The organism is Desulfacinum infernum DSM 9756 (assembly GCF_900129305.1).
GTDB classification, from domain to species: domain Bacteria; phylum Desulfobacterota; class Syntrophobacteria; order Syntrophobacterales; family DSM-9756; genus Desulfacinum; species Desulfacinum infernum.
Genome location: NZ_FQVB01000032.1, coordinates 19,122 through 43,118, shown reverse-complemented (window position 1 = coordinate 43,118; position 23,997 = coordinate 19,122). Strand labels below are relative to the sequence as shown.

24 protein-coding genes are annotated in these 23,997 nt (G+C 62.3%); 11 read left to right on the top strand and 13 right to left on the bottom strand.

The window, feature by feature from the left end; translation table 11 throughout:
- The first annotated feature begins 68 nt into the window (after positions 1–68).
- From BUB04_RS14600 to BUB04_RS14590, 3 genes are read left to right on the top strand one after another with little or no spacing between them, the layout of a single operon-like run.
- Positions 69–995, top strand: coding sequence for a sulfite exporter TauE/SafE family protein (locus BUB04_RS14600; protein WP_435051098.1), 927 nt, complete (start codon positions 69–71; stop codon positions 993–995).
- Between the two features lie 16 nt (positions 996–1,011).
- On the top strand, positions 1,012–1,446 hold the full coding sequence (locus BUB04_RS14595; RefSeq protein WP_073040779.1) for a DUF1634 domain-containing protein: 435 nt from the start codon (positions 1,012–1,014) through the stop codon (positions 1,444–1,446).
- 14 nt (positions 1,447–1,460) lie between these two features.
- Positions 1,461–2,318 (top strand): universal stress protein, encoded by an 858-nt coding sequence (locus tag BUB04_RS14590; RefSeq protein WP_073040777.1) that lies wholly within the window; start codon positions 1,461–1,463, stop codon positions 2,316–2,318.
- A gap of 51 nt (positions 2,319–2,369) precedes the next feature.
- Here the strand turns inward: BUB04_RS14590 and BUB04_RS14585 are convergent, their stop codons facing one another.
- A complete protein-coding gene (locus tag BUB04_RS14585) occupies positions 2,370–3,566 on the bottom strand; it encodes an FprA family A-type flavoprotein (protein ID WP_073040775.1) in 1,197 nt (398 codons plus the stop codon).
- Positions 3,567–3,811: 245 nt separating this feature from the next.
- On the opposite strand from BUB04_RS14585, the gene BUB04_RS14580 reads away from it, so the two are divergent.
- Positions 3,812–4,537 carry a tetratricopeptide repeat protein gene (locus tag BUB04_RS14580; protein ID WP_073040773.1) on the top strand — a complete coding sequence of 242 codons (726 nt, stop codon included), beginning with the start codon at positions 3,812–3,814 and terminating at the stop codon, positions 4,535–4,537.
- 83 nt (positions 4,538–4,620) lie between these two features.
- Here BUB04_RS14580 and BUB04_RS14575 read toward each other — a convergent pair whose 3' ends face one another.
- Together BUB04_RS14575 and BUB04_RS14570 are read right to left on the bottom strand one after the other, a co-directional pair.
- Positions 4,621–5,445 (bottom strand): nitroreductase family protein, encoded by an 825-nt coding sequence (locus BUB04_RS14575; RefSeq protein WP_073040771.1) that lies wholly within the window; start codon positions 5,443–5,445, stop codon positions 4,621–4,623.
- A gap of 18 nt (positions 5,446–5,463) precedes the next feature.
- Entirely contained in the window at positions 5,464–6,237 is a 774-nt protein-coding gene (locus tag BUB04_RS14570) for a competence/damage-inducible protein A (protein WP_073040769.1), read from the bottom strand.
- A gap of 110 nt (positions 6,238–6,347) precedes the next feature.
- Between BUB04_RS14570 and BUB04_RS14565 the strand changes: the two genes are divergently transcribed.
- The gene (locus tag BUB04_RS14565; protein WP_073040807.1) at positions 6,348–7,076 is read left to right on the top strand and encodes an amino acid ABC transporter ATP-binding protein; all 729 of its coding nucleotides are present in this window, start codon (positions 6,348–6,350) and stop codon (positions 7,074–7,076) included.
- A 77-nt stretch (positions 7,077–7,153) separates the two neighbouring features.
- On the top strand, positions 7,154–8,224 hold the full coding sequence (locus BUB04_RS14560) for a branched-chain amino acid aminotransferase (RefSeq protein ID WP_073040767.1): 1,071 nt from the start codon (positions 7,154–7,156) through the stop codon (positions 8,222–8,224).
- A gap of 784 nt (positions 8,225–9,008) precedes the next feature.
- On the opposite strand, the gene serA is transcribed toward BUB04_RS14560, so the two are convergent.
- From serA to BUB04_RS14530, 6 genes are all read right to left on the bottom strand, one after another.
- Positions 9,009–10,589, bottom strand: coding sequence for a phosphoglycerate dehydrogenase (gene serA, locus BUB04_RS14555; protein WP_073040765.1), 1,581 nt, complete (start codon positions 10,587–10,589; stop codon positions 9,009–9,011).
- 307 nt (positions 10,590–10,896) lie between these two features.
- Positions 10,897–11,616, bottom strand: coding sequence for an ABC transporter ATP-binding protein (locus BUB04_RS14550; RefSeq protein ID WP_073040763.1), 720 nt, complete (start codon positions 11,614–11,616; stop codon positions 10,897–10,899).
- Positions 11,609–12,385: an ABC transporter ATP-binding protein gene (locus BUB04_RS14545; protein ID WP_073040761.1), complete on the bottom strand. Its 777-nt coding sequence runs from the start codon at positions 12,383–12,385 to the stop codon at positions 11,609–11,611. Before BUB04_RS14545 ends, BUB04_RS14550 begins: the two co-directional genes overlap by 8 nt.
- A complete protein-coding gene (locus BUB04_RS14540) occupies positions 12,386–13,411 on the bottom strand; it encodes a branched-chain amino acid ABC transporter permease (RefSeq protein WP_084076521.1) in 1,026 nt (341 codons plus the stop codon).
- A gap of 15 nt (positions 13,412–13,426) precedes the next feature.
- On the bottom strand, positions 13,427–14,353 hold the full coding sequence (locus BUB04_RS14535; RefSeq protein WP_073040757.1) for a branched-chain amino acid ABC transporter permease: 927 nt from the start codon (positions 14,351–14,353) through the stop codon (positions 13,427–13,429).
- 108 nt (positions 14,354–14,461) lie between these two features.
- Entirely contained in the window at positions 14,462–15,634 is a 1,173-nt protein-coding gene (locus tag BUB04_RS14530; RefSeq protein ID WP_073040755.1) for an ABC transporter substrate-binding protein, read from the bottom strand.
- Positions 15,635–15,814: 180 nt separating this feature from the next.
- Between BUB04_RS14530 and BUB04_RS14525 the strand changes: the two genes are divergently transcribed.
- Positions 15,815–16,393 carry a flavodoxin family protein gene (locus BUB04_RS14525; RefSeq protein ID WP_073040753.1) on the top strand — a complete coding sequence of 193 codons (579 nt, stop codon included), beginning with the start codon at positions 15,815–15,817 and terminating at the stop codon, positions 16,391–16,393.
- Positions 16,394–16,531: 138 nt separating this feature from the next.
- Here BUB04_RS14525 and BUB04_RS14520 read toward each other — a convergent pair whose 3' ends face one another.
- The 4 genes from BUB04_RS14520 to pgeF all read right to left on the bottom strand — a co-directional run bounded on the left by BUB04_RS14520 (position 16,532) and on the right by pgeF (position 19,672).
- Positions 16,532–16,948, bottom strand: a complete 417-nt coding sequence (locus tag BUB04_RS14520) for a four helix bundle protein (RefSeq protein ID WP_218588480.1) — start codon at positions 16,946–16,948, stop codon at positions 16,532–16,534.
- Positions 16,949–17,047: 99 nt separating this feature from the next.
- Positions 17,048–18,034, bottom strand: coding sequence for a dihydroorotate dehydrogenase (locus BUB04_RS14515; RefSeq protein WP_073040750.1), 987 nt, complete (start codon positions 18,032–18,034; stop codon positions 17,048–17,050).
- A complete protein-coding gene (locus BUB04_RS19095) occupies positions 17,980–18,852 on the bottom strand; it encodes a dihydroorotate dehydrogenase electron transfer subunit (protein WP_073040803.1) in 873 nt (290 codons plus the stop codon). Before BUB04_RS19095 ends, BUB04_RS14515 begins: the two co-directional genes overlap by 55 nt.
- Positions 18,853–18,865: 13 nt before the next feature.
- Positions 18,866–19,672, bottom strand: a complete 807-nt coding sequence (gene pgeF, locus BUB04_RS14505; RefSeq protein WP_073040801.1) for a peptidoglycan editing factor PgeF — start codon at positions 19,670–19,672, stop codon at positions 18,866–18,868.
- Positions 19,673–20,009: 337 nt separating this feature from the next.
- On the opposite strand from pgeF, the gene BUB04_RS14500 reads away from it, so the two are divergent.
- The 4 genes from BUB04_RS14500 (at position 20,010) to BUB04_RS14485 (ending at position 23,993) form a co-directional block, all read left to right on the top strand.
- Positions 20,010–20,525 (top strand): FKBP-type peptidyl-prolyl cis-trans isomerase, encoded by a 516-nt coding sequence (locus BUB04_RS14500; RefSeq protein WP_073040748.1) that lies wholly within the window; start codon positions 20,010–20,012, stop codon positions 20,523–20,525.
- A gap of 272 nt (positions 20,526–20,797) precedes the next feature.
- A complete protein-coding gene (locus BUB04_RS14495; protein WP_084076520.1) occupies positions 20,798–21,979 on the top strand; it encodes an ABC transporter substrate-binding protein in 1,182 nt (393 codons plus the stop codon).
- A gap of 134 nt (positions 21,980–22,113) precedes the next feature.
- The gene (locus tag BUB04_RS14490; protein ID WP_073040745.1) at positions 22,114–23,016 is read left to right on the top strand and encodes a branched-chain amino acid ABC transporter permease; all 903 of its coding nucleotides are present in this window, start codon (positions 22,114–22,116) and stop codon (positions 23,014–23,016) included.
- Between the two features lie 2 nt (positions 23,017–23,018).
- The gene (locus tag BUB04_RS14485; RefSeq protein ID WP_073040743.1) at positions 23,019–23,993 is read left to right on the top strand and encodes a branched-chain amino acid ABC transporter permease; all 975 of its coding nucleotides are present in this window, start codon (positions 23,019–23,021) and stop codon (positions 23,991–23,993) included.
- The last annotated feature ends 4 nt before the right edge of the window (positions 23,994–23,997 follow it).

Genomic DNA, 23,997 nt, shown 5'->3' with positions numbered 1-23,997 from the left:
GGCAATTCTAAGGCAGTCAAGGGGGTTATGGCATGATCAAGAGGTTTGTCCAGTGGATGCAGTTGCGGATGTGGCTCGCCGCCGCCTGTGTGGTGGCGAGTCCGGCATGGGCGTGGGCGGAGGCCGCGGGGGCGGCGGCACCCGAGTCCAACAAGCCCTGGTGGTTCTGGCCGCTGGTGCTCTTTTTCTTTTGCTTCATCCTGGGCATCATCGCGGTGCTGGCGGGGGTGGGCGGCGGCGTCTTGTATGTGCCCCTGGTGAGCGGGTTTTTCCCGTTTCACCTGGATTTCGTGAGAGGCGCCGGCCTGCTGGTGGCCCTGGCGGGGGCCCTGGCGGCCGGTCCGGGGCTTTTGCGCCGGAACCTGGCCAACCTGCGCCTGGCTCTCCCCGTGGCCCTCATCGCTTCCACCTGCGCCATCGCCGGGGCCTTTCTGGGGCTGGCCCTTCCCACCAACGTGGTGCAGATCTGCCTGGGTGCCACGATCGTCTTCATCGCCATCCTGCTGGCCACGTCCAAGAACGTGGAGCGCCCGGAGGTGAAGACTCAGGACGCCATCGGCATGGCTCTGGGCATGTCCGGGTCCTATTACGAGGAATCCACCGGGGAGGTGGTGGAGTGGAAGACCCATCGGACCCTCACGGGCCTCATTCTCTTCATCGTGATCGGCATCATGGCCGGTATGTTCGGCCTGGGAGCCGGGTGGGCCAACGTTCCCGTGCTGAACCTGCTCATGGGAGCCCCCCTCAAGGTGGCCGTGGGCACCAGCAAGTTTCTCCTTTCCATCACGGACACGTCGGCCGCGTGGGTCTACCTCAACAAGGGTTGCGTCATCCCGCTCATGGCCATCCCGTCCATCGTGGGCCTCATGCTGGGATCCTTCGTGGGGGTTCGGGTGCTGGCGGTGGCCAAGCCCAAGATCATCCGGTACATTGTGATTGTGGTGCTGCTCTTTGCCGGCCTCAAGGCGCTGCTCAAGGGCCTGGGCATTGGATAGAAAGGAAGGTGCGGCCATGACGAAGACCAAAGCGACGAGGGAAAGCGCCAAGGCGTCTCCGGAACAGATGCTTTACGCCGATCTGCTGTTCTATGGGTGCTGGATCGGGATTTTCCTCATGATCATCACGTACGTGATCTACCTGGCGGGGGTGCTGGATCCCTACATCCCCCTGAACAAGATTCCTCATCTGTGGCGGCTGTCGGTGGATGAATTCCTCCACGAAGCCAACGCTCCCCACGGCTGGGGCTGGGCGTTGCTGCTCGGTAAAGGCGACTATCTGAACTTCCTGGGCATCGCCCTTTTGGGCGCCATGACCATCGTGGGCTTCGTCACCCTGATTCCGGCGTACGTGCGCAAGAAGGATTGGCTTTTCGTGGGGATCGTGACCCTGGAGGTGCTGGCGCTCATGTTGGCGGCTTCGGGCATTTTGGGCGCCGGCGGCCATTGAGAAAGGAGGGGATCATGAGCCGATTGAAAGTGTTGGTGGGCGTGGACAGAAGTCCCGAATCCCACATCGCCTTGCGATACGTGTGCCATCTGTTGGAGCATTTCGACGCGGAGGTGGAGGCGATCTACGCCAAGCCCGACGTGGACATGATCAAACTGCAACAGTTTGACGTACCGTTTCTAAAGCCCAAGGACCCCGGGGAGACCATCGAGCGGGAGACCGAAGAGGTTCGGGGCCAGATCATGGACGCCTGCCAGGTGTGCCTGGCGGGAAAGGTGCCCTGCGAGCCCAAGATCGTGGTGGGGGAGCCCGCCGAGGTGATCCTGGAAGAGGCGCGAAGCGGCGACTACGACATGATCGTGCTGGGATCCCACGGCCATTCCGCGCTCAAGGGCCTGATCCTGGGGACGGTCCATTCCAAGATCCTGCACCATGCCAATCGACCGGTCCTGATTGTGCGGGATCTTCGGGAGGTGCAAAGGGTGCTGGTGGCCTACCGGGGGTCCAAGTGCGACCAGGAGGCCCTGGAGTTCCTGGCGCCGCTGCTGGAAAGGAAGAAACCTCACATCACCGTGCTCCACGTGCGGGAGACGGACAAGGGCGAGAGCGAGGAGTTCGCGCGCGCCTGCACCATGCTGGGCAAGGAAACCCTGGAGAAGCTGGGGCACAGCCCCGAAGTGAAAGAGGCGGCGGGAGATTTCGTGGACGAAACCCTCAAGGAGATCATCTCCGGAAACTACGATCTCCTGGTCCTGGGAGCCTACGGGCACGACCGGCCTCGGATCGCCAAGATGATCAGCGACGAGGCCCTGAGCATCGTGAGCCGCACCACCCGCCCCGTTCTGGTCTACCGCAACAAAAACGACAACTGAAAAGGAAAGGGCTCCGGCGACGCTCCCCGGAGCCCCCTCACCCTTCAATCGTCACTCGTCACCCATCACCGCATCCGCCAATCGTTCGCCCAACTCCCGGCACTTTTCCCCATCCTCCTCCGTCCCGGCCCCCTTGGCCTCCACCACCGGCTCCACCAGATCCAGGTGCAGGGTGTCCGTAAACTGGCGCATGGCCTTCACGGCCCCTCCCGACCAGGCAAAGGAGCCTAGAATGCCCACTTGTTTGTTCTTGAGCATCTTGTTTTCCAGAAGCCGCAGCAGGTCGTCCATGGCCGGAAAGAGCCCGGTGTTGTAGGTGGGACAGGCCAGGAGCAGTCCCTTGTGGCGCCAGATGTCGGCCACCACGTAGGAGGCGTGGGATCGCGACAGGTTGTGCACCGCCACCGGCACCCCGCGTTCCACCAGGGCCCGGACGGCGCTTTCCACCAGCCTTTGCGTGTTGCCGTACATGGAGGCGTAGGCGACGGTGACTCCGGGTTCGCCCTCCTGGCGGCTCCATTCGTCGTAGAGGGAAACGGCTCGGCCGGGGTCCTTCCGCCAGACGACGCCGTGGGTGGGGGCCACCACCCGAAAAGTCAGGTTTTTGACCTTTTCGATCCCCTTTTGGACCATCTGGCTGTAGCGGGCGATGATGTTGGTGTAGTAGCGAAGCATTTCCCCTTCCATCAGTTCCAGGTCCGCTTCGTCGTCGAAAAGGCCCTGTTCCACCGAGCCGAAGCCCCCGAAGGCGTCGCCGGAAAAGAGCACCCCCGTGGTGGTGTCCAGGGTCATCATGGTTTCCGGCCAATGGAGCATGGGGGTGAGGTGGAACTGGAGCCGATGGCGCCCCAGTTCCAGGACGTCCCCGTCTTTCACTTCCAGGCAGTCCTGGTCCAGCCCGTAGAAGGCGGCGAGCATATCCAGGGTTTTCTTGTTGCCCACCAGGGTCAGGCCGGGAAACGCCTTTCGCAGGATCCGGATGGCTCCGGTGTGGTCCGGTTCCATGTGGTTGATGATGAGATAGTCCACCGTCTTTCCTGGAGGAAGGGCGGCCGCAATCTTCTGGATGTGTTCCGTGAGAAAATGTCCCTTCACCGCGTCGATGAGGGCCACTTGTTCATCCACGATCAGGTAGGCGTTGTAGGACACGCCGTAGGGTAAGGGCCAGAGGGCCTCGAAGAGTTCCGTTTCGTGGTCGTTGACGCCCACCCAGAACGTGTCGTCCGCCAAGGTCAGGGTTCGGTTCATGGCGATTCTCCTTGTTCATTGGTTGTAATGGGGTTCCCCGCGCAAACACCTTGCCGGAGAGACACTTCCATCTTTTTCTTTCCTTTTATGGCCGGTTGTGGCACAAGCAAGTGCCTCGTTCGGAACGTGCCTGGCCCGTCTATTGCTTATCTCAAAATCAGCCTTATGTTGAGCAGCGAACGTTCCGATAGAGATGTTGAAGCGGCACCGACCGCTCGCATTCCGGACGTGGAAAGGAAAAAGTCATGAAGAAATGGACCTCCGTCATCGTCGCGGCCATGGTGGGTGTGATCCTCACCACTCCGGCGGTCGCCATGCAAAGTGCTTCCGATCTTTACCTGAAGGCCCAGAAAGAATCCATCATGTTCAAACGGGTGGAGCTCTACACCGAGGCGCTGGAAAAGGACGCCACGCTGGTGGACGCGCACCGGGAGCGGGGCATCCTTTACTACTACCAAGGCAAGTACCAGGAGGCCGTGGGGGACCTCACGGCCTATATCGAGAGTGGATCCGCCGATCACCGCGTCTATCTCTATCGGGCCCTGGCGTATCTCAGACAGAACATGCCCGAGAAGGCCCTGGAGGATCTCCGTGCCGCCCACCGCATCCAGCCCAAGGACTCGGAGGTCCTGAGCCACCGGGCCCGCGTTTACTACGATCTGAAGCGCTTCGATGAGGCCCGTCGGGATGCGGACCAGGTCCTCCGGCTGCACGACGATGCCGCCTCCATGGCCCGGGCTCTCAATGTGCAAGCCCGGATTTACGCCGATCAGGGACACGAGCTGCTCGCCCGGGAACACTTCAAGAAGGCGGCCGCCCTGGATCCCACCCTGGGGCTTTTCCGGGTGTGGGCGGGGTATCTGAGCCCCGAGCAGGCCAGCCGCATCGGCCTGATGGCCCTGATCGTGCTGCCGGTGGTCCTGATCTTCCGGCTGAGCCTTCCCAAACCGAAGCGGAAGGGCGACGAGTAGGTTTCCGGGCTCGCCACCTGGAATTTCAACCGAACGCAAAAGGTAGGGGCGAAACATCTTTCGCCCCTACTTTTTTTTCGCCTTTATTCCATCCAGCGGAGATCCAGGGGGTTTCTTTCCGGCAGGCGGTGGTAGGTCACGTCGGGATAGCCCACCATCATGGTGCCGGTGATCACGTGGTCTTCGGGGATACGGAGGAAGGCCGCCAGGTCCCGAGCTGTCTGGGCGCAGGTGTTCACGTATCCGGCCCAGCAGGTGCCCAGGCCCAGGGTGGTGGCGTAGAGTTCCACGTATTCCAGGGCCAGAAAGGTGGTCACCCGGGCCGCCGCGTGGTCCTTGGGGGCGGTGACCACGATCAGTTGGGGGGCGTCTCGAAGGATCCGGTCCACGCCCCGTTCGTGAGCCCTGAGAATGCCCGGCATGTGGAACCTTTGGGCCAGTTCGGATCCCGAGTCCACCAGGGCCTTCATCCAGCGGACCACCAGGTCCTTGATGGCGGCCAGGTGTTCCTTCTTTTCCACAACGAGGAAGGAAAGGCCCTGGGAGTTGTGCCCGGAAGGGGCGTAGCGGGCGGCCTGCAGCAGCTTTTCCATGAGCTCCCGGGGGACCGGTTCCGGCTTGTAACACCGAATGGACCGGCGGGAGCGAAGGAAGTGGAGGGCCGTTTCCGGGTCCAGCACCGGAAAGCGTTCCAGCGGCTGCTGGGCCGCCAGGGGCGCGCGCACATTGTCCAGGGCGCCCTGGGGACAAACGGCCACGCAGTGGCCGCAGGCGATGCAGAACTGCGCCATGCCCCGAAGAACGGCCGGCCGGCCGTCGCCCTGGAGGGTCAGGATGCCCGCCGGACACACGCGGACGCACGCGCCGTCTTTTTCACACTTGGTTTCGTCCACCTTGATCAAGGCCATGAAGATCTCCTTTTCGAGTCAGTGGTTTTGAGGTCCTTTCGCACCGTAACGCACCTGCAGGTCGGACAGGAACATTTCGACGGACCGGCGGGAGACCCCATCGTCTTTCCCGAACCGGAAGCGGATGCTCACCTCGGGCCCCCCGGGTGCGATGCGCGGGTAGATCCCCACCCGAACGCGGGGATGCCTTCGGGCGAAATCCTCCACCGGCTCGGCCACGTCCCCTTCGGGAACGGGAAGGGTGATCTCCGCGGCGTCCAATTGCGGGCCGTCCGCGGGGCCCCAGAGATCATCCAGAACGGCGGCGGCCATGGGCTTCAGCATGCTGGGAAATCCCGGGAAGGCATAGACGGACTCCACCTGAAAGCCCGGGGCTCCCGTGGCATTGGGGATGAGGGAAGCTCCCCGGGGAAGCCAGGCCATGCGGCGCCTCTGCTCCGTGTACCTTTCCTTGTACCTGCGAGATAAGATGGCGTCGCACTCCTCGTGGAGTTCCAAGGGGCGGTTCAGGGCCAAGGCCACGCCCTGGCGCGTGCGGTCGTCGTGGGTGCCCCCGATGCCCCCGGAGATGAAGACGGGCCGACAGCCCTGTTCCAGAAGGTTCCGGACGTGAAAAGCGATCACCTCGTCATGGTCCGGGAGCACCAGGCCCACCTGGGCCGGACGTCCTCTTTCGGCGAAGGCTCGAAGCATCCAGATCAGGTTGTCGTTGGGCCGTTCGCCCAGGGTGAGCTCGTCGCCCACGGTGACGGCCGCCGGGCGGTCGGCCCCGGTTCCGTCTTTTCCCAACATGGCCGGCTCCTTCTCGGTTAGGGTGCTTGCAAACGCACGCCTATTTAGCATATTGTGGTGACGATCGAAAGACGACGGAAGCTCACCCGACGGGGGTTCGGATGGAACCCATGATTTCCTTCCAAGGCGTCCACAAGTGGTTCGGGGATCTCCACGTCCTCAAAGACATCGACTTTGCCGTGAACTCGGGCGAGGTGGTGGTGGTGTGCGGACCCAGCGGGTCGGGAAAGAGCACCATGATCCGCTGCATCAACAAGCTGGAGCCCATCCAGAAGGGGACCATCGTGGTGGACGGCATGGACATCAACGCCCCCACCACCGATCTCACGCGCCTTCGGGCCGAGATCGGTTTCGTCTTTCAGCAGTTCAACCTCTATCCCCACATGACGGCCCTGGAAAACATCACGCTGGCTCCCATGAAGGTGCGCAAGATGCCCCGGGAAGAGGCGGAGGCCCTGGCCCTGGACATTCTGGACAAGGTGGGCATCCGGGACAAGGCGGATCAGTACCCGGCGCAGCTTTCCGGCGGCCAGCAGCAGCGGGTGGCCATCGCCCGGGGCCTGGCCATGAAGCCCAAGATCATGCTCTTCGACGAGCCCACGTCCGCCCTGGACCCGGAGATGATCAACGAGGTCCTGGACGTCATGAAGAACCTGGCCCGGGAGGGCATGACCATGGTGGTGGTGACCCACGAGATGGGGTTCGCCCGGGAGGTAGCCCACCGGGTGGTCTTCATGGACGAGGGGAGGCTGATCGAAAGCGCCCCGCCGGAGGTCTTCTTCTCCAATCCTCAAAATGAGCGCACCAGGCTCTTTCTGAGCAAGATCCTCACTCACTGAGATGGGATCGGCCTCCGGACGGGTCCCGCCCGGGGCCGTTGGCGGTAACGGCATGGAACGCAACGTGGGAGGCTCCAATGCAGATCTCGGTTCATCCTGTGGCACCGGAACAACGCAGACCTCGTCCCGCTGACGACCAGCTGGTTTTCGGCAGGATCTTCAGCGATCACATGTTCCGCATGGATTACCAGGAAGGCGCCTGGCAGAATCCGCGGGTAATCCCCTACGGCCCCCTGGAACTGGATCCCGCCGCCATGGTGCTCCACTACGGCCAAGGGATCTTCGAGGGGCTGAAGGCGTACCGCTGCGCCGACGGCCGGATCCATCTCTTCCGTCCGCTCAAGAACATGGAACGGTTCAACCGGTCGGTGCGCCGCATGTGCATGCCGGAAGTGGACGCGCAACTGCACCTGGAGGCCATTGAAGCCCTGGTGCGCCTGGACGTGGAGTGGATCCCCCGCAGTGTGGGGGCCTCCCTTTACATCCGCCCCACCATGATCGCTTCGGAACCCCATCTGGGGGTCCGGCCCGCCGCGGAATACATCCACTACATCATCACGGGCCCGGTGGGGGCCTACTACCCGGAAGGGTTCAATCCCATCAAGATCTACGTGAGCGACCAGTACGTGCGGGCCGTGCGGGGCGGGGTGGGAGAAGCCAAGACCATGGCCAATTACGCGGCCAGCCTGTTTGCCGCCGAGCTGGCCAAGAAGAAAGGCTACACCCAGGTGCTGTGGCTCGATGCGGTGGAGCGGCGCTACGTGGAAGAGGTGGGCACCATGAACATCTTCTTCCGTCTGAAAGACGAGCTGGTTACGCCGCCTTTGAGCGGGTCCATCCTGCCCGGCGTCACCCGCGAATCGGTGATCGATCTGGCCAAGCATTGGGGCATCGCCGTGAACGAACGGCCCGTCACCATCGACGAGGTGATCGACGGCATCGCTTCCGGGGATCTCAAGGAAATCTTCGGCACCGGGACGGCGGCGGTCATCTCGCCGGTGGGAGAGGTCTTCTACAAGGAAAAGAGCTACGTGGTTCAGGACGGGAGCGTCGGGGAGTGGTCGCGGCGCTTCTATGACGAAATCGTGGGCATTCAGTACGGGGAAAAGGAGGATCCCTTCGGCTGGATCCACCAAGTGACCCTGTAAAATTATTTCCTGCGAAATTCAACAAGGGGGTTGAATTTCATTCAGTCCCGAATTAATGTACTAGGCAGGTAGGCTGACTCTATGTCGCCTTCTCCTAACCCCTCCTTGGCCTGCCCGGCTCGACCCCTCCGGCCGGGCAGGTTCTTTTTTGCGCTTAAATGGAGCCATTCTGCCGCTGCATTCTTCTTGTCTCCGCGCGCCATGAGCGGGCGGGGATAAAACCCCGGCCCTGCCCCACAGGTCCATCTGCCTTCGCAGGGGCGGGCCTTACGCCCGTCCGCGGGGACCTCGCGATGGAGAAGAATCGACCGATTTTGCATGAAGAGCGACCTCGTTCCCTTCGTGCGTGCACCGTGTAGGGGCGAATAATCATTCGCCCCTACAGGGGTCCGCTTCGCAAAGGTGCGTTTCATTCTCTGTTGTCACGGGCCGTCCGGGGGAGCATTTGAAAGAGAACCGCGAATGAACGCGTATAGACGCAAATGGAAATGACGGGTGTGTGGGAGCGGCGCCAGGGGGGGCAAGACCGTTGAGTTGAATTCACTCCTCTTGCAGACAGCCGCTTCGCCCGGCGCGTCCTTTGGGGAAATTTCCGTTCTTTTCGTAGCCGCGGGGCTTCAGCCCCACGGGAAAGGGTCATCTCAGCCCGATGAAGTGACACGCAGTAGCCGATGACCTATTCCACGTCCGCGGGCTCTTTCGCAGCCCCTAAGGGCTGCGCTGCGAGAAAAGCGGTCATCCCGGGCGTTTTCAGACAATCTGGCGGGATCCTTACATGGGGTCCCTACAACCACACCTGCTCCACGCTCAGGATGTCGGGATTGGATCGAAGGGCGTCCAGGGCTTCGGGGGGAGCTTCCCCGTCCAGGCGGATGATGGCGATGGCCCTGTCCTTTTCCGGGGTGCGGCTCAGGTGCATGTTGGCGATGTTCACCTGGTGGGTTCCCAGCGTGGTGCCGATGAAGCCGATCACCCCGGGCTTGTCCACGTTTTGCACGATCAGGTTGATCCCCTCCAGCTCCGCTTCCAGCCGGTAGGTGTTCATGCGGACGAGACGGATTTCATTGCCGGGAAAGACGGCGCCCGTGGCGGAGCGCTTCCGGCCTTTGCCCTCCACCGTGACGCGGATGAGCCCCGTGTATCCCCTGGCTTCCGACGTGGTGGTGGCCACCAGCTGGATCTTGCGCTCCTTGAGCAGCATGGGCGCGTTCACCAGGTTGACCTTTTCCGCCAGGATGGGATCCAACAGCCCCTTGGCGATACTCTGGGTGAGGGGATCCAGGGGAAGCTCCGTCAATTCCGGCCCGCTGTATTCGATCTCCACGCGCTCGATGGGAGAACAGAGCTGCCCCTGCAAGTGCCCCAGGCGCTCGGCCAGGGTGAGATAGGGCTTGATGCGCTCGTAATCCCGGGGGCTGATGGAGGGGAAGTTGACGGCGTTTCGGATGATGCCCCTCTTGAGATAGTCCACGATCTGGGACGCAATGGCCCGGGCCACGTTCTCCTGAGCCTGGAAGCTGGAAGCGCCCAGGTGGGGTGTGAAGATCACGTTTTCCAGGCGGAGCAGCGGGTTGCCTTCCGGGGGTTCCTTGGCGAACACGTCCAGGGCGGCCCCGGCCACATGACCGGAAACCAGGGCTTCGTAGAGGGCCTCTTCGTCCACCAATCCTCCCCGGGCGCAGTTGATGATCCGCACGCCCTTCTTCATGAGCGCAATGGAATCCCGGTTGATGATGTTTCGGGTGTCCGGCGTCAGCGGGGTGTGCAGGGTGATGAAGTCCGAACGCTGGAAAAGCTCTTCCAGCGGAACCCACTCGGTGCCCATGATGGCCGCCGTTTCCGGGGTGATGTGGGGGTCATAGACCAGCACGTTCATCTTCATGCCCAGGGCCCGGTCGGCCACGATGGCGCCGATCTTGCCCAGACCGATGATGCCCAGGGTCTGCTGGTAGAGTTCGGTGCCCATGAACCGCTTCTTTTCCCAACGGCCATCCCGCAGGGACTGGGTGGCCTGGGGCACGTGGCGGGCCAGGGCCAGCATGAGCGCCATGGTGTGTTCGGCCGCGGCCATGGCGTTGGCCCCGGGTGTGTTCATCACCAGGATGCCGCGGGCGCTGGCCGCCGCAATGTCGATGTTATCCACGCCGGTGCCCGCCCGGCCGATCACCTTGAGCCGGGGGGCGGCGCTGATGAGATCCTCCGTCACCTTGGTTCGGCTTCGAACCACCAGGGCGTCGCAGTCGGCCGCCAGCTCGCGGACTTCCTCCGGCCCAGGCTGGTCGGGGGCGAGAACTTCCAGATCGTCTTCGGCCCGGAGGAGATCCAGGCCCTTGGGGTGCATGCCGTCGCAGATGAGAATTTTCATGTCGAAACTCGCTTTTGCATGTGACCTGAATTGGACGGTTCTTTCTAATGGACAGCTCCTGAAGGGCGGGCGTAAAGCCCGCCCCTACAAAAAGCCCCGGACCCATTGGGTAGGGGCGGGGTTTATCCCCGCCCGCTAATCACGCGGTGTAAGAGACACCCGAAGAAAAAATCGCTCAGATTAGGTGTGAACCGTCACGGCCCCTTTGCGCCACCCCGCGTGGATGAAAGAGCGGGCCGTGCGCACGAACGGAACGGGGTCGCGTTGCATACAAAATAGGATGTCCGCGTGAGGTGCCCGAGGCGCGTCAGCCCAGGTACGCCTTCTTGATTTCCGGATTTTCAGCCAGTTCCTGAGCCGGACCTTCCATGACGATCCGGCCGGTCTCCATCACGTAGGCCCGGTGGGCATAGCGGAGCGCCAGATGCGCGTTCTGTTCCACCACCAGGATCGTGGTGCCCGCTTCGTTCAGTTCCTTGAGCACCCGGAAGAGCTCCTGCATGAGCAGGGGCGAAAGGCCCATGGAGGGCTCGTCCAGCAGGATGAAGCCGACCCCGCTCATGAACGCACGCCCCATGGCCAGCATCTGCTGCTCCCCGCCGCTCAGGGTGTCGGCCCGCTGATTCTTGCGGTCCGCCAGCCGGGGGAACAGGCCGAAGACCCTTTCATAGTCCCTCTGGATGTTCGCCGGGTCCTTGCGGGCATAGGTGGCGATCTTGAGGTTCTCCATGACCGTCAGGTTCCCAAAGATGTGCCGGCCTTCGGGAACGAGGCCGATGCCGTGCCGGGACACCACCTCATGGGGAGGGACCCCGATGAGATCGACCCCCTTGTACAGGATGGAACCCTTGGTGACAAGAGGGGCTTCCGGCGGGGGCAGCCTCATGATGCTCAGGAGGGTCGTGGTCTTGCCGGCCCCGTTGGCTCCCAGAAGCGCCACCATCTCGCCTTCCTTGACGGTGAAGGAGATGCCGTGCAGGGCCTGAATGTTTCCGTAGCGTACGTGGAGGTCCTTGACTTCAAGCATGGCTCAGCTCTTCGCTTCCCAGATAGGCTTGGATCACCCTGCGGTTCTGTTTGATTTCCTCGGGAGAGCCGTCGGCGATGGTTTCTCCGAAATCGAGCACCTGCACTCTTTCGCAGACGCTCATCACCACCCGCATGTGATGCTCGATGAGCCAGACCGTCAGGTCGAACTGCTCCCGGATCCACCGGATGAGGTCGATGAGCTGGTCGATCTCGCCGGGGTTCATGCCCGCGGCGGGTTCGTCCAGGAGCAGGAGTTTCGGGCGGGTGGCCAGGGCCCGGGCGATTTCCAGGCGGCGCTGCAGTCCGTAGGGGAGGTTTCCGGGGAGTTCCTGGGCGTAGTGGCGCAGTCCCATGAGTTCCAGGAGCTCCTCCGCCGTCTTGTGCACGTTCTTTTCCCGCGCGGTGAAGCGCCGGGTGCGAAGCAGGGCGTCCTTCAGGCCGTAGCCCAACCGAAAGTGCTGGGAGATGCACAGGTTGTCGTAAACGGGAAGGGTGTTCCAGAGCCGGATGTTCTGAAAGGTCCGGGCGATCCCCATGGCCGTGACGGCATGGGGCCGCAGCCCGGCGGTCTCCTTTCCCTCGAAGAGGATCTCTCCCTCCGTGGGGCGGTAGAACCCGCACACCAGATTGAAGACCGTGGTCTTGCCGGCTCCGTTGGGCCCGATGAGCCCCATGAGCTCCCCGCCTTCCAGGCGCAGGTTGAAGTCGTAGACGGCCCGGAGCCCTCCGAAGAAATGGGTCATGTTGCGTATTTCCAGAAGCGCCATCTAGGACACCTTTTCAGAGGATGAAAACCATTTTCTGAGTCGCGGAAAGACGTCGGTGAGTTCCCGGTTGCCCAGGAGTCCTTCGGGGCGAAAGAGCATGAGCACGATGAGAAGGAGCGGCACCACCACCCATTTGATCACCTGCAGGGGGCGAAGCAGCTCCAGGAGTACCGTGAAGAGGACGGCGCTCAACACCGAGCCGCTCAGGGATCCCATGCCGCCCAGATAGACCATGACCATCACTTCCGTGGACTTCATGATGGTGAAGGTCCCCGGGTTGATGTAGCCCAGGATGTGGGCGAAGAGCCCCCCGGCCATGCCCGCCAGCCCCGAAGAAAGCATGAAGGCGATCATCTTCATGTTGCGGGTGTCCACCCCCATGATCTCGGCGGCGATCTCGTCATCGCGGATGGCCACGATGCCCTTGCCGTAGGTGGAGTTGACGAACCGGTGGATGATCCACACGGTGAGGCCCGTGAAGACGAGGATCCAGATCATGACCCAGGGCAGATCCGCCACGTCCCGCATGGAGTTCACCACCTTCCGCATGCCCATGAACCCCCGGGCGCCGCCGATGGCCTGGATGTTCTCCACGGAACTCTTGACGATGTAGTTCACCGCCAGCGTGATGATGGCCAGGTAGTCGCCCCGGGTGCGAAAGGATGGGATCGCCACCAGCAGTCCCGCCAGGGCCGCGGCCACACCGCCCGCCAGCAGCGTGACCGGAAAGAGGTAAAGGGCCGCCGAAGGGGAAAGCAGAGGGGGGCCGAAGACCCGGTCCGAAGTGAAGAGCCACACGTTCAGAATGGAGGTCACATAGGCTCCCACCGCCATGAACCCCGCATGGCCGCACGAAAATTCCCCCATGTAGCCGTTGATGATGTTGAGCGAGCTGGACAGGATGATGTTGATTCCGATGAACATCACCACCAGCTGCAGATAGGCGTTGATCAGATTGTGGTGGGAAATCCAGATCAGGACGACGGAAAAGAGCAGATAAAGCCAAAGACCCAGGGATCGTCGCATCGTGTTCATCCAGCTCTAGATCTTGGTTGCTCGAGCCACGCCGAAAAATCCGGTGGGCCGGACACTGAGGAACACCAAAAGGATACTGAAGGAGATGAGATCCCTCAAAGTGGACGGAAAGAAGGCGGCCACGAAGATCTCGATGAAACCCAGGAGGAATCCGCCGGCGAAGGCGCCCCGAATCTCGCCGATGCCGCCGATGACCGCGGCGATGAAGGCCTTCCAGCCGATGAGCGCCCCCATGTAGGGTTCCAGCACGGGGTAGGCCGTGGCGAAAAGCACCCCTCCCAAGGCCGCCATGGAGGATCCCAGAACGAAGGTGAAGACGATCACCGTGTCCACGGGAATGCCCATGAGCGGCACCGCCATGCGGTCGTAGGAAATGGCTCGCATGGCCATGCCCAGCTTGGTTTTTCGCACGACCGTTTCCAGAAAGACAAAGACCAGCAGGGCGGCGATGATGACCAGGATCTTGATGTTGGTCACACTCACCCCGCCCAGATCGTAGACCGCCTTGGGAAGCAGCTCCGGAAAGCTCCGGCGGCTGGCTCCCAGCAGCGCCAGGTTGCCGTTTTCCAGCAGGAGGCCGCACATCAGGGCCGTGATGACCACATAGAGGCGGGGAGCTCCCTTGCGGCGAAGCGGTCGGTAGGCCACCCGCTCCAGCGTGACTCCCACCACGGACGTCAAGGCCATGGTGAGGAGAAGGGTCAGGAGGAAAATGACGGACGGGGGCAGATCCAGGGGCAGATGGAAGGCGTATTTGCCCAGAAAAAAGCTGGCCACGAAAAAGCCGATGTAGGCCCCCACCATGAAGATGTCCCCGTGGGCGAAGTTGATCAGGAGCAGCACCCCGTAGACCAGCGTGTAACCCAGGGCGATGAGGGCGTAAAAGCTTCCCCACTGGAGAGCGTTCAGAAGGTTTTGCAGAAAGACTTCCACCGTTCCGTGCGACTCCTTTCAAGGAAAGAACGGGCGCGCCGCCATGGGCGCGCCCTCCGGAAACGATTCACCGGGTTTTCGTCATCCCCAGGGTTTTCGGACAAGCCCCTACGGACACACGGACTTGTAGAACTCAAACTCGCCCTGATCGCTGATCTTCACGATCACGGCGCACTTGATGGGATCGCCTTCCGGCGTGAAGGTCATCTTGCCCGTGATGCCGTCGAAGTCCTTCACCTTGGCCAGGGCGTCCTTGACCATCTCCCGGTCCTTGTCCAGGTTGCCCGTCAGGCCGCCCGTTTCCTGGATGGCCTGAAGCAGCAGCCGGGTGGCGTCCCAGGTGAGGGCCGCCACGTCGTCCGGAACATAGCCGTATTTGGCCTTGTACTTTTCGATGAACTCCTTGGTGGCTCCCTTGGCGCCCGCCGCCGCATAGTGGGTGCTGAAGAAAAGGCCCTTGCAGTCGTCTCCGCACAGGGTCATGAGTTCCGCCGAGCCCCAACTGTCGCTTCCCATGATGGGCTTGTTCCATCCCAGTTCATGGGCCTGCTTCACGATCAAGGGAACTTCATCGTAATACTGGGGCGTGAAGAGCACATCGGCGCCCGACTTGATGATGTTGGTGAGCTGGGCGCTGAAGTCCCGGTCCTTGGTGGTGAAGGTCTCGAAGGCCACCACCGATCCCGGGCCGTGAATCTTTTCGAAGGCTTCCTTGAAGTATTCGGCCAGTCCCTTGGGGTAGTCGCTGGCGATGTCGTAAAGAACCGCCGCCTTCTTGGCCCCGAACTCCTCGCTCACGAACTTGGCCGCCACGGGCCCCTGGAAGGGATCCAGGAAACAGGCCCGGAACACGTACGGGCGGTCCTTGGTGGTCTGCGGGTTGGTGGACCAGGGGGAAATCATGGGCGTCATGTAGCTATCGCACACTTCACCGGCCGGAATGGCCTGCTTGCTGGCCTGCGGGCCGATGATGGCCAGCACCTGGTCCTGGGTGATCAGCTTGAGGGCGGCCGCCGTGGCCGACTCCGCCTTGGATTCGTTGTCCTCGTAGATGAATTCCAACTGATAGGTCTTGTCACCGACCTTAAGACCCCCCGCTCCGTTCACTTCCTCCTTGAGCATCTCCGCCGCGAACTTGGATCCCTCGCCCACCTTGGGAATATCTCCCGTCAGTGGTATATTGAATCCGATCTTGAGGGTGTCGGCCGCCGAGCCGACGGAAACGAACGACAGGGCCACCAGCAGACTCAATACACTCAGAACAGATCTCTTCCGTGACATGATTCCCTCCTTTGCTCAGGAAGTGCTGGAGTTGTTTGGGGTGGAAAAATGGAAAGGCAGGCCATCCTATAGCACGGAAAGGCTATCGGTTCAATCAAGTAAAGAAGATCCTGCGGCGATAAGTGCCCGGGATCAGTTGTGAAATGTTTGTAAATATCAAAACGTGTTTGGAGGTTATGGATGCAGATCGTGGGAATCTATGGTTCTCCCCGAAAGGGAGGCAACACGGATCGCATGATGGACGCCTTTCTGGAAGGGGCCTTGGAAGCTGGCGCTTCCGTGGAAAGGGTGTATGTGCGGCGGCTCAAGATGCAGGGATGCGTGGGCTGCGGCGGGTGCGATGAGACGGGAGCGTGCGTGGTGGACGATGGGATGCAGCCGGTTTATCCCCTGCTGGAGGCGGCCGACGGGGTGGCGGTGGCGACTCCCATCTATTTCTACAACGTTTCGGGGCAGCTGAAGCTTTTGATCGACCGCTGCCAGGCCCTCTTCATGAAAAAGCAACTGGAACTTCCGGACGGAAAAGCTCATGGGCAGACCAAGCCCAAGAAAGGGTTCCTCCTGAGCGCCGCCGCCACCCGGGGAAAGAGGCTTTTCGATTGTGCGCTCCTCACCATGCACTATTTCATGGACGCTCTGGGAGGCGAACTGGTGGGGGACCTGTGCTTTCGGGAGCTGGAAGGAAAAGCCGACGTGGGCAAGGATCCCCACTTGTTGGCCCGCTGCCGCGAAGCGGGACGACAACTTCTGAGGGAGTGACGAGTGATGGGTGACGAGTGATGGGTGACGAGTGACGAGTGATGGGTGATGGGTGATGGGTGATGGGTGATGGGTGATGGGTGATGGGGGCGTCCGCTCTTGCAGCCATGCGGGGTGGAGCAAGGGGCGCTATGACGGTCAGGCGGTTGGAGGTTGTTTGAAATGGCGTAACAGGCCGAGAAGAAGCTTTCGGACCAATTCGATCTTGGTTTCGAGGCCCTCGTCCCGGGCCAAGCCCAAGTCTCCTGCAAGAATCCATTGGGTTTCCAATTCGGCCAGGGACCCCAGGGCGACGTAGAGGAATTGGATGAATTCCTTTTTTGAATGGCGGGCTGCGCCTTGTGCAATGTTGCAGGGAATGGACACTGCAGAGCGCCTCATCTGGGCCGTCATCCCATAAACTTCCTCCTTGGGAAACCGGGCGGTGACTTGATAGACGGCCTTAGCCAACTCCATGGCGGCTTTCCAGAGTTCCAGATCCTTGTGGGTGCGCACCTCCCCTTCCTGCACGCCTTCCGGCCCCTTGCCCACTCTTGTGTCCTCCGGAGCTGCCATGGCACCAATCCTCCTTCACTCATCACCCACCGCCCATCACCCATCACTCATTACTCGTTACTCATTACTCATCACCCATCACTCATCACTCATCACTCATCACTCATCACCGGCACACGTCTCTTCCGCCAGGGGAAAACGGCAGGAAGTGTCCAGGGTGCCGATGTATTCCCGAACGGAGGCCAGGCCCTGGTGCCGGAGGAACCGTTCCAGGCCGTCCAGGATCTCCACGGCGCTGGTGGGCCGGACCAGGCTGGCGGTCCCCACCTGGACGGCGGAAGCTCCCACCAGCAGGAACTCCAGGGCGTCCAGGGCCGTCTGAATCCCGCCGATGCCGATGACGGGGCACGACACGGCCTGCACCACCTGGTAGACGCAGCGCAGGGCGACGGGCTTGATGGCGGGCCCCGAGAGGCCGCCCAGGATATTGGCCAGCTTGGGCCGGCGGGAAAAGACGTCGACGGCCATGCCCGATACCGTGTTGATGCAGGAGATGATGTCCGTTCCCGCGTCTTCCACCGCCCGGGCGATGAGGGCGATGTCGGTGACGTTGGGGCTGAGCTTGGTGATGAGCGGGCGGGTGGTCTTTCGGCGGACCGCTTCCGTCACCCGGGCTGCCATGCGCGGGTCGGTTCCGAAGGCGATGCCGCCTTCCTTCACGTTGGGGCAGCTGATGTTGACCTCCAGGGCCGCGATGCCCTCCTCGTCCTCCAGGCGCTCGGCCAGAGCCGCATACTCCTCCTCGCTGTTTCCCAGGATGTTGACCACCACGGTGGCGTTGCGTTTGCGGAGGTAGGGGAGCTTTTCCGCCACGAAGCGTTCCACTCCCACGTTTTCCAGGCCGATGGCGTTGAGCATGCCCGCCGGGGTTTCGGCGATGCGCGGCGGCGGGTTTCCCGGGCGGGGTTCCAGGGAGATTCCCTTGACCACCACGGCTCCCAGCCGGGCCAGGTCCAGGAAGTCGGAGAACTCCTGGCCGTAGCCGAACGTTCCCGAAGCGGTGAGCACGGGGTTCTTGAGGGACAGGGGCCCTAGCTGCACACGAAGGTCAGGGGCCGAACGGGCGTGGGTTCCATCTTTTCCCATAGGATTTTCCTCGAATCGAAGACAGGTCCTTCCTTGCACACGTGCACGTGCCGGGCCCGGCTGGAATCGTCCGGGTGTGCGGCCGGCAGGGCGCAGCCCAGGCAGGCTCCGATGCCGCAGGCCATGACCGATTCCAGGGACATGGTGGCCCGAACGTCCTTTTCGTGGGCCCATGCCGCCACGGCCGCCTGCATGGCCAGCGGGCCGCAGGCATAGAGACGTTGGGGGAGAAGACCGCTTTCCCGGACGCTTTGATCCATCAGGTCCACCACGGTGCCGCACGAACCGCGGGATCCGTCGTCGGTGCTGAATGAAGCGCGGATCCCCCTACGTTCCAACTTTCCCAGCGGTACCAGCTCCGAAGCCGTGCGGGCGCCGTAGAAAAGGAAGACTTGGCGGGAATCCTTCTCACGGGCCCAGTCGGCCAATCGGTATCCCAGCTCCACCATCGGGGCGATTCCGATGCCTCCGGCCGCCAGAGCCACGATCTCCTCCTGGGCTTCCGGCATGGGAAAGGCGTTGCCCAGAGGCCCGATCACGTCCAGGCTGGAGCCTTCCTTTCGCTGCGACAGCAGCCAGGTGCCTCGGCCCACCACCCGAAAGAGGATCTCGAAGAGGCCGTCGTCCTTGTGGATGCGGTGAAAGGAGAAGGGGCGGTTCAGGAGCGGGTCGGCCCCTTCCGAGGCGATCCGAACCATGACGAACTGGCCCGGGCGCGCCGTGGCCGTGATTCTCGGAGCGTAGAGGACGATCCGGTGGGTGTCGTCCGCCACCCGGCGGGTTTCCAGAAGGCGCGCTTTTTCCTGTGTCTTGGGCACGGTTCCATTCCTCCTAGCTGAGGGCGATGACGGCCGCCAGGCGGCCCGTCACCCTGTCACGGCGGTACGAAAAGTACAAGTCCGGATGACACACGGTGCATTGGCCGGCCAAGTGGATGTTTTCGGGTCGAAGGCCCGCCGCCGTGAGCTGGCTGCGGCTGATGGCCCAGAAGTCGAAATAGGTGGGCCGAACCTGGAACTTCCAAAAAGACGGAGGAAGTTCCTTTTCAAAATGCCGAAATTCGGCGCAGCACGGCCCCAGGGAAGGGCTCACGGCGGCCACCAGGGATTCCGGGCGGCACCCGAAGCGTTCCGTGAGGAGGGCCACCGTCTTTCCCAGGATGTCGGCCGCGCTCCCTCTCCAGCCGCTGTGCACGTTGGCGATGACCCGCTTTTCCGGATCCGCCAAAAAGACCGCCTGGCAGTCGGCGATGCGCACCAGAAGTCCCACCCGGGGAAGGGCCGTCGCCAGAGCGTCGGCTTCGGGTCCCACGAAGAGGGAAAATCCCTGGTGGTCCCTTCGGTCGCACCGGGCCAGGAACGCCTCGTCCACCACCGCCACGCGATCGCCGTGGACCTGGCGGACGGCCGCCAGGGTCGTGAGACCGGTGTGGGAAGCGATTCGGCCGAGATTCCGGGCCACTGCGTCGGGATGGTCCCCGTTTCCGAAGGCCGTGTTGAGGCTGTCGTAGGGCGGGCGGCTCACCCCGCCCCGGCGGGTGAAAACGCCGTGGATAAGGCCCGGCAGGGAAGCCAAGGCGGCCCATTGCAAGGGTTGAAGGCCGTTTGACTCCCTGTTTGACACACTCTTATCCGGCATGATCCACACCACTACTTCTCCCAATGGAACCCAACGATCATGGCGCCACTTGCACCAACCTGCATGGATGGAAGACTCTCCACCGGGGGTGCTGTCCGCCCTGTGAGAGCGCCGCAAGGCGCGATGAGCGGTTTGATCGCGTTCATCTGTTTTCGTAGGGGCGGGCTTTATGCCCGCCCGCAAGAGCTGTCCATGAGCGTCGGTACCTATAGCACGACGAAGCGCGGAGGCCCAAGGGGGGATGTCTTTGGTTGACAAAATCGGGGTGGCCCTTAAGTTGAGGGTTAATGAAACCGTGGAAAACCCGCGAACCGTCGCACATAAAGGAGCCGACCAGATGATGCAGGTCAAGGAATGCATGAAGGTGACCATCGATTTCACCATCAAGACCACCACGAAACATGGAGAAACCCAGCAATCGCCGCCCGCCACCTGTACGTTCGTCTACGGGGTGGATGTCCAATATCCGTCGGTGGAAGCCGCTCTCATGAACAAGAAGGTGGGGGATCGGGTGCAGGTGTACGTGCCTCCGGAGGAGATCTTCGGGCCCCACGACCCTGAACTCGTCCGGGAGCTTCCCCGATCCGACTACAAGGAAGAACGCCTCCGGGTGGGCAAGGTGTATCGGGAGATGCGAAACCGCTCCCTGGTGGAATTCCTGGTTCTGGAGCTTCGGGATGACGTGATCGTGGCCGATTTCAACCATCCCAACGCGGGCGCTTCGGCCGAATTCGACATCGTCATCCGCGACATTCGGGAAGCCAGCAAGGAGGAGATGCGCCCGTCCTGTCAAAGGGGAGGCACGGTCCGATCGTGCGCCACTACGCCGGACGGCCTCCTTCTTTCATCTTGACAGGTCGGCCTTTAAGCCTGTAAGCAGGTAAGACCTCAGTCACGTCAAGCTAATAGGAGGGCGGAAGCGCCGTGAGAACCCAATTCAGCTTTAACCACATCGGCTATTACTACTACGGCTACCTCAGGCGGTCTGCCCTGTGAGGTGATCTCCCGCCGAGAAAGCCGTGGGCAGACCGCAGTCGGTTCTGCCCACGGCTTTTTTGTTTGGGCCGTGGGGTTGTTCCCACGGCCTTTTTTGTTGGCCGTTTCTTGAGAATCAAGGAGGTTGCCATGGTCGGAGGAAGGTTGGCCCAATGTGTGGGAAGATGGAGCCGGATCGTGCTTTGGGTGTGTGTGTTGGCCCTGATGGTGCCGGCCGGGGTCTTGGCGGGGGGAGAGCCCTACAAGATCGGCGCGGTCTTTTCCGTGACGGGCGGCGCCTCCTTCCTGGGGGAGCCGGAAAAGAGGACGGCGGAGATGATCGTGGAGCAGGTGAACGCCCAGGGCGGGATCAACGGGCACCCGGTGGAGCTCATTCTCTATGACGATGAAACGGACGCCACCAAGTGCAACCTGGCGGTGAAGAAGCTCATCAAGAGGGACAAGGTTCCCGTCATCATCGGTCCCACCACCAGCGGAAACAGTCTGGCCGTGGTCGGTCTGGCGGAAGATTTCAAGATTCCCCTCATCTCCTGTGCGGCCAGCTACAAGATTGTGGAACCCGTGGAGAGCCGTCGCTGGGTCTTCAAGGTGGCCGGTTCCGACAAGCACGTGGTGGGCAAGATGTACGACTACATGAAGGCCAAGGGCATCTCCAGGATCGGCATCATGACCGTGTCCGATGGCTTCGGGGCCAGCGGCCGTGAGGAGCTCTTGCGATTGGCCCAGGAATATGGCATCACCGTGGTGGCCGATGAACGCTACGGGCCCAAGGACACGGACCTCACGGCTCAGCTCACCAAGATCCGGGAGTCGGGAGCCCAGGCGGTGGTCAACTGGTCCGTGGGCCCCACGGCCGTTCTGGCCGTCAAGGGTTGGCGGGATCTCAAGATGGAGGGGATGCCGCTCTTCCAGAGCCACGGCTTCGGAAGCAAGAAGTACCTGGAGCTGAGCGGCGATGCGGCCGAAGGGGTTCTTCTCCCCCTGGCGCGGGTCAATGTGGGACCCTTGCTGCCCGACGACCACCCCCAGAAAAAGGTGATCATGGAATACAAGCAGGCCTATGAAGCCAAGTACCAGGAGCCCATCTCGTCGTTCGGCGGCCACGCGTGGGACTCCATGCACCTGGCCCTGGCGGCCCTCAAGGCCGTGGGTCCCGACCCGGCAAAGATCCGGGACTTCCTGGAAAATACGAAGAACTTCGTGGGCCAGCACGGCATCTTCAACTTCTCGCCCCAGGACCACAACGGCCTGAGCAAGGACGATCTGGAAATGGTGGTGGTGAAGAAGGGGGACTGGGCCTTGGCGCAATAGTAGGGGCGAATGGCCATTCGCCCCTACTATTATTGCCGTGCGGAAACCGTTGAGTGGAAGGCAAGGGGCGGATCATGCCGTCGGCCTGATCCGCCCCCTTGGTGCGAATCTCAGACAGCAAGGACCGATCTCAGATGGAAAGTGCGGGGTTCGGGGCGGCGTGGCTCCAGTATGCGCTGGGGGGGATCACCATCGGAGCCATCTATGCCCTGGTGGCCATCGGCTACAACATCATCTACAACGTGACGGAGATCATCAACTTCGCCCAGGGCGAGTTCGTCATGCTGGGCGGTCTTTTCGCCGTCTTCTTCTACGAGGCCTGCGGTCTGCCCATCTTGGCGGCGTTTCTGGCGGCCGTGGCGGCCGTGGCTCTGACGGGGCTCGTCTTGGAACGCTACGTGATCCGAAACGCCCGGCAGGCCACGGTCCTTTCCATGATCATCATCACCATCGCCTTTTCCATCCTGCTCAAGGGGGGAGCCATGCTGGCCTGGGGAAAGGACCCCTACCGGCTGCCTCCCTTTACGGGCGGCGGCTCCATCTTGTGGAACGGAGTGGCCGTGCAGCCCCAGGCCTTGTGGGTGCTGGGAGTGAGCGGGATCATCGTGGTCTGCCTCACCCTCTTCTTTCGAAGAAGCGTTTACGGCAAGGCCATGCTGGCCTGCGCCGACAACCCCGCCGCCGCTCGCCTGGTGGGCATTCCCGTGCGGACCATGATCTTTCTCTCTTTCATGCTCAGTGCCGCCATCGGCGCCGCGGCCGGGGTGTCCATCACCCCCATCACCCTCATGGAATACGACCGCGGGGCGCTGCTGGGTCTCAAGGGCTTCGGGGCGGCCGTTCTGGGTGGGCTGGGCCAGTTTTTCGGGGCCCTGGTGGCGGGGTTGTTGCTCGGCCTGGCCGAATCCTTCTGCGCGGGCTATGTGTCGTCCGGCTATAAGGACGCCGTGGCCCTGGTGCTCCTCCTGCTGGCTCTCTTCTTCAAACCGGAAGGTCTGTTCGGCAGCAAGGAAGCCGCCGGACTGAAAAGGTTCTAGGCATGAATCTTCGCAAGTTCGCTCCCGTCGCCGCGTTCGTCGCCTTCATGGCGGCGTTTCCCTGGATGGTGGCTCCTTTCGACGCGATTTCCCACTATACGGACGTGATGGTCTTTGCGGGCATCTTCTGCCTGGTGACCATCGGCCTGAGCCTGCTCATGGGCTTTGCCGGCCAGATTTCCCTGGCGCAGGCGGCCTTCTTCGGCATCGGCGCCTACGCGTCGGCGATCCTGACGGGCCGGTTCGGATGGAATCCCTGGGCGGCCATGCCCGCGGGGGCGGCCGCGGCCGCCGCCGTGGCCTGGATCGTGGGCGTTCCCGCCCTGCGCCTCAAGGGCCATTACCTGGCCATGGCCACCCTGGGCTTCGGCGTGATCGTGCACATCGTCCTGAACGAGGAGGTGGAATGGACGGGCGGGCCCTCCGGCATGGTGGACATCCCCGGGCTTTCCGTCGCCGGGGTCCGCGTGCTCAGCGAAACGGCTTGGTACTACCTGGTCTGGACGTTCGTGGCCGCCGCCCTGATCTTTTCCTACCACGTGCTCCATTCCCGGGTGGGAAGGGCGCTGCGGGCCATCCACGAGGCGGAGAAGGCGGCGGAGGCCATGGGCGTCCCCGTGGCGTCCTACAAGGTCCAGGTCTTCGTCTACAGCGCCGTGCTGGCTTCCCTGGCCGGGAGCCTGTATACCCACTACGTCACATTTCTCACGCCCAGCTCCTTCGACCTCATGTGGTCCGTCCGCTTCGTCCTCATGGTGGTGGTGGGCGGCATGCAGAGCCTGTGGGGCGCCGTGCTGGGAACGGTTTTCCTCACCTTCGTGGGCAACGAATGGCTCCATGTTTTTGCAGATTTTGAGGTTCTGGTCTATGGTGGCATCCTGCTGGCGGTGGCCCTCCTGGTGCCCCAGGGCCTGGTGGTGTGGATGCAGGAAAAACTAAGCCGAAGGCGGGAAACGCTCCTGCCCCGATCGGAATAGGTGT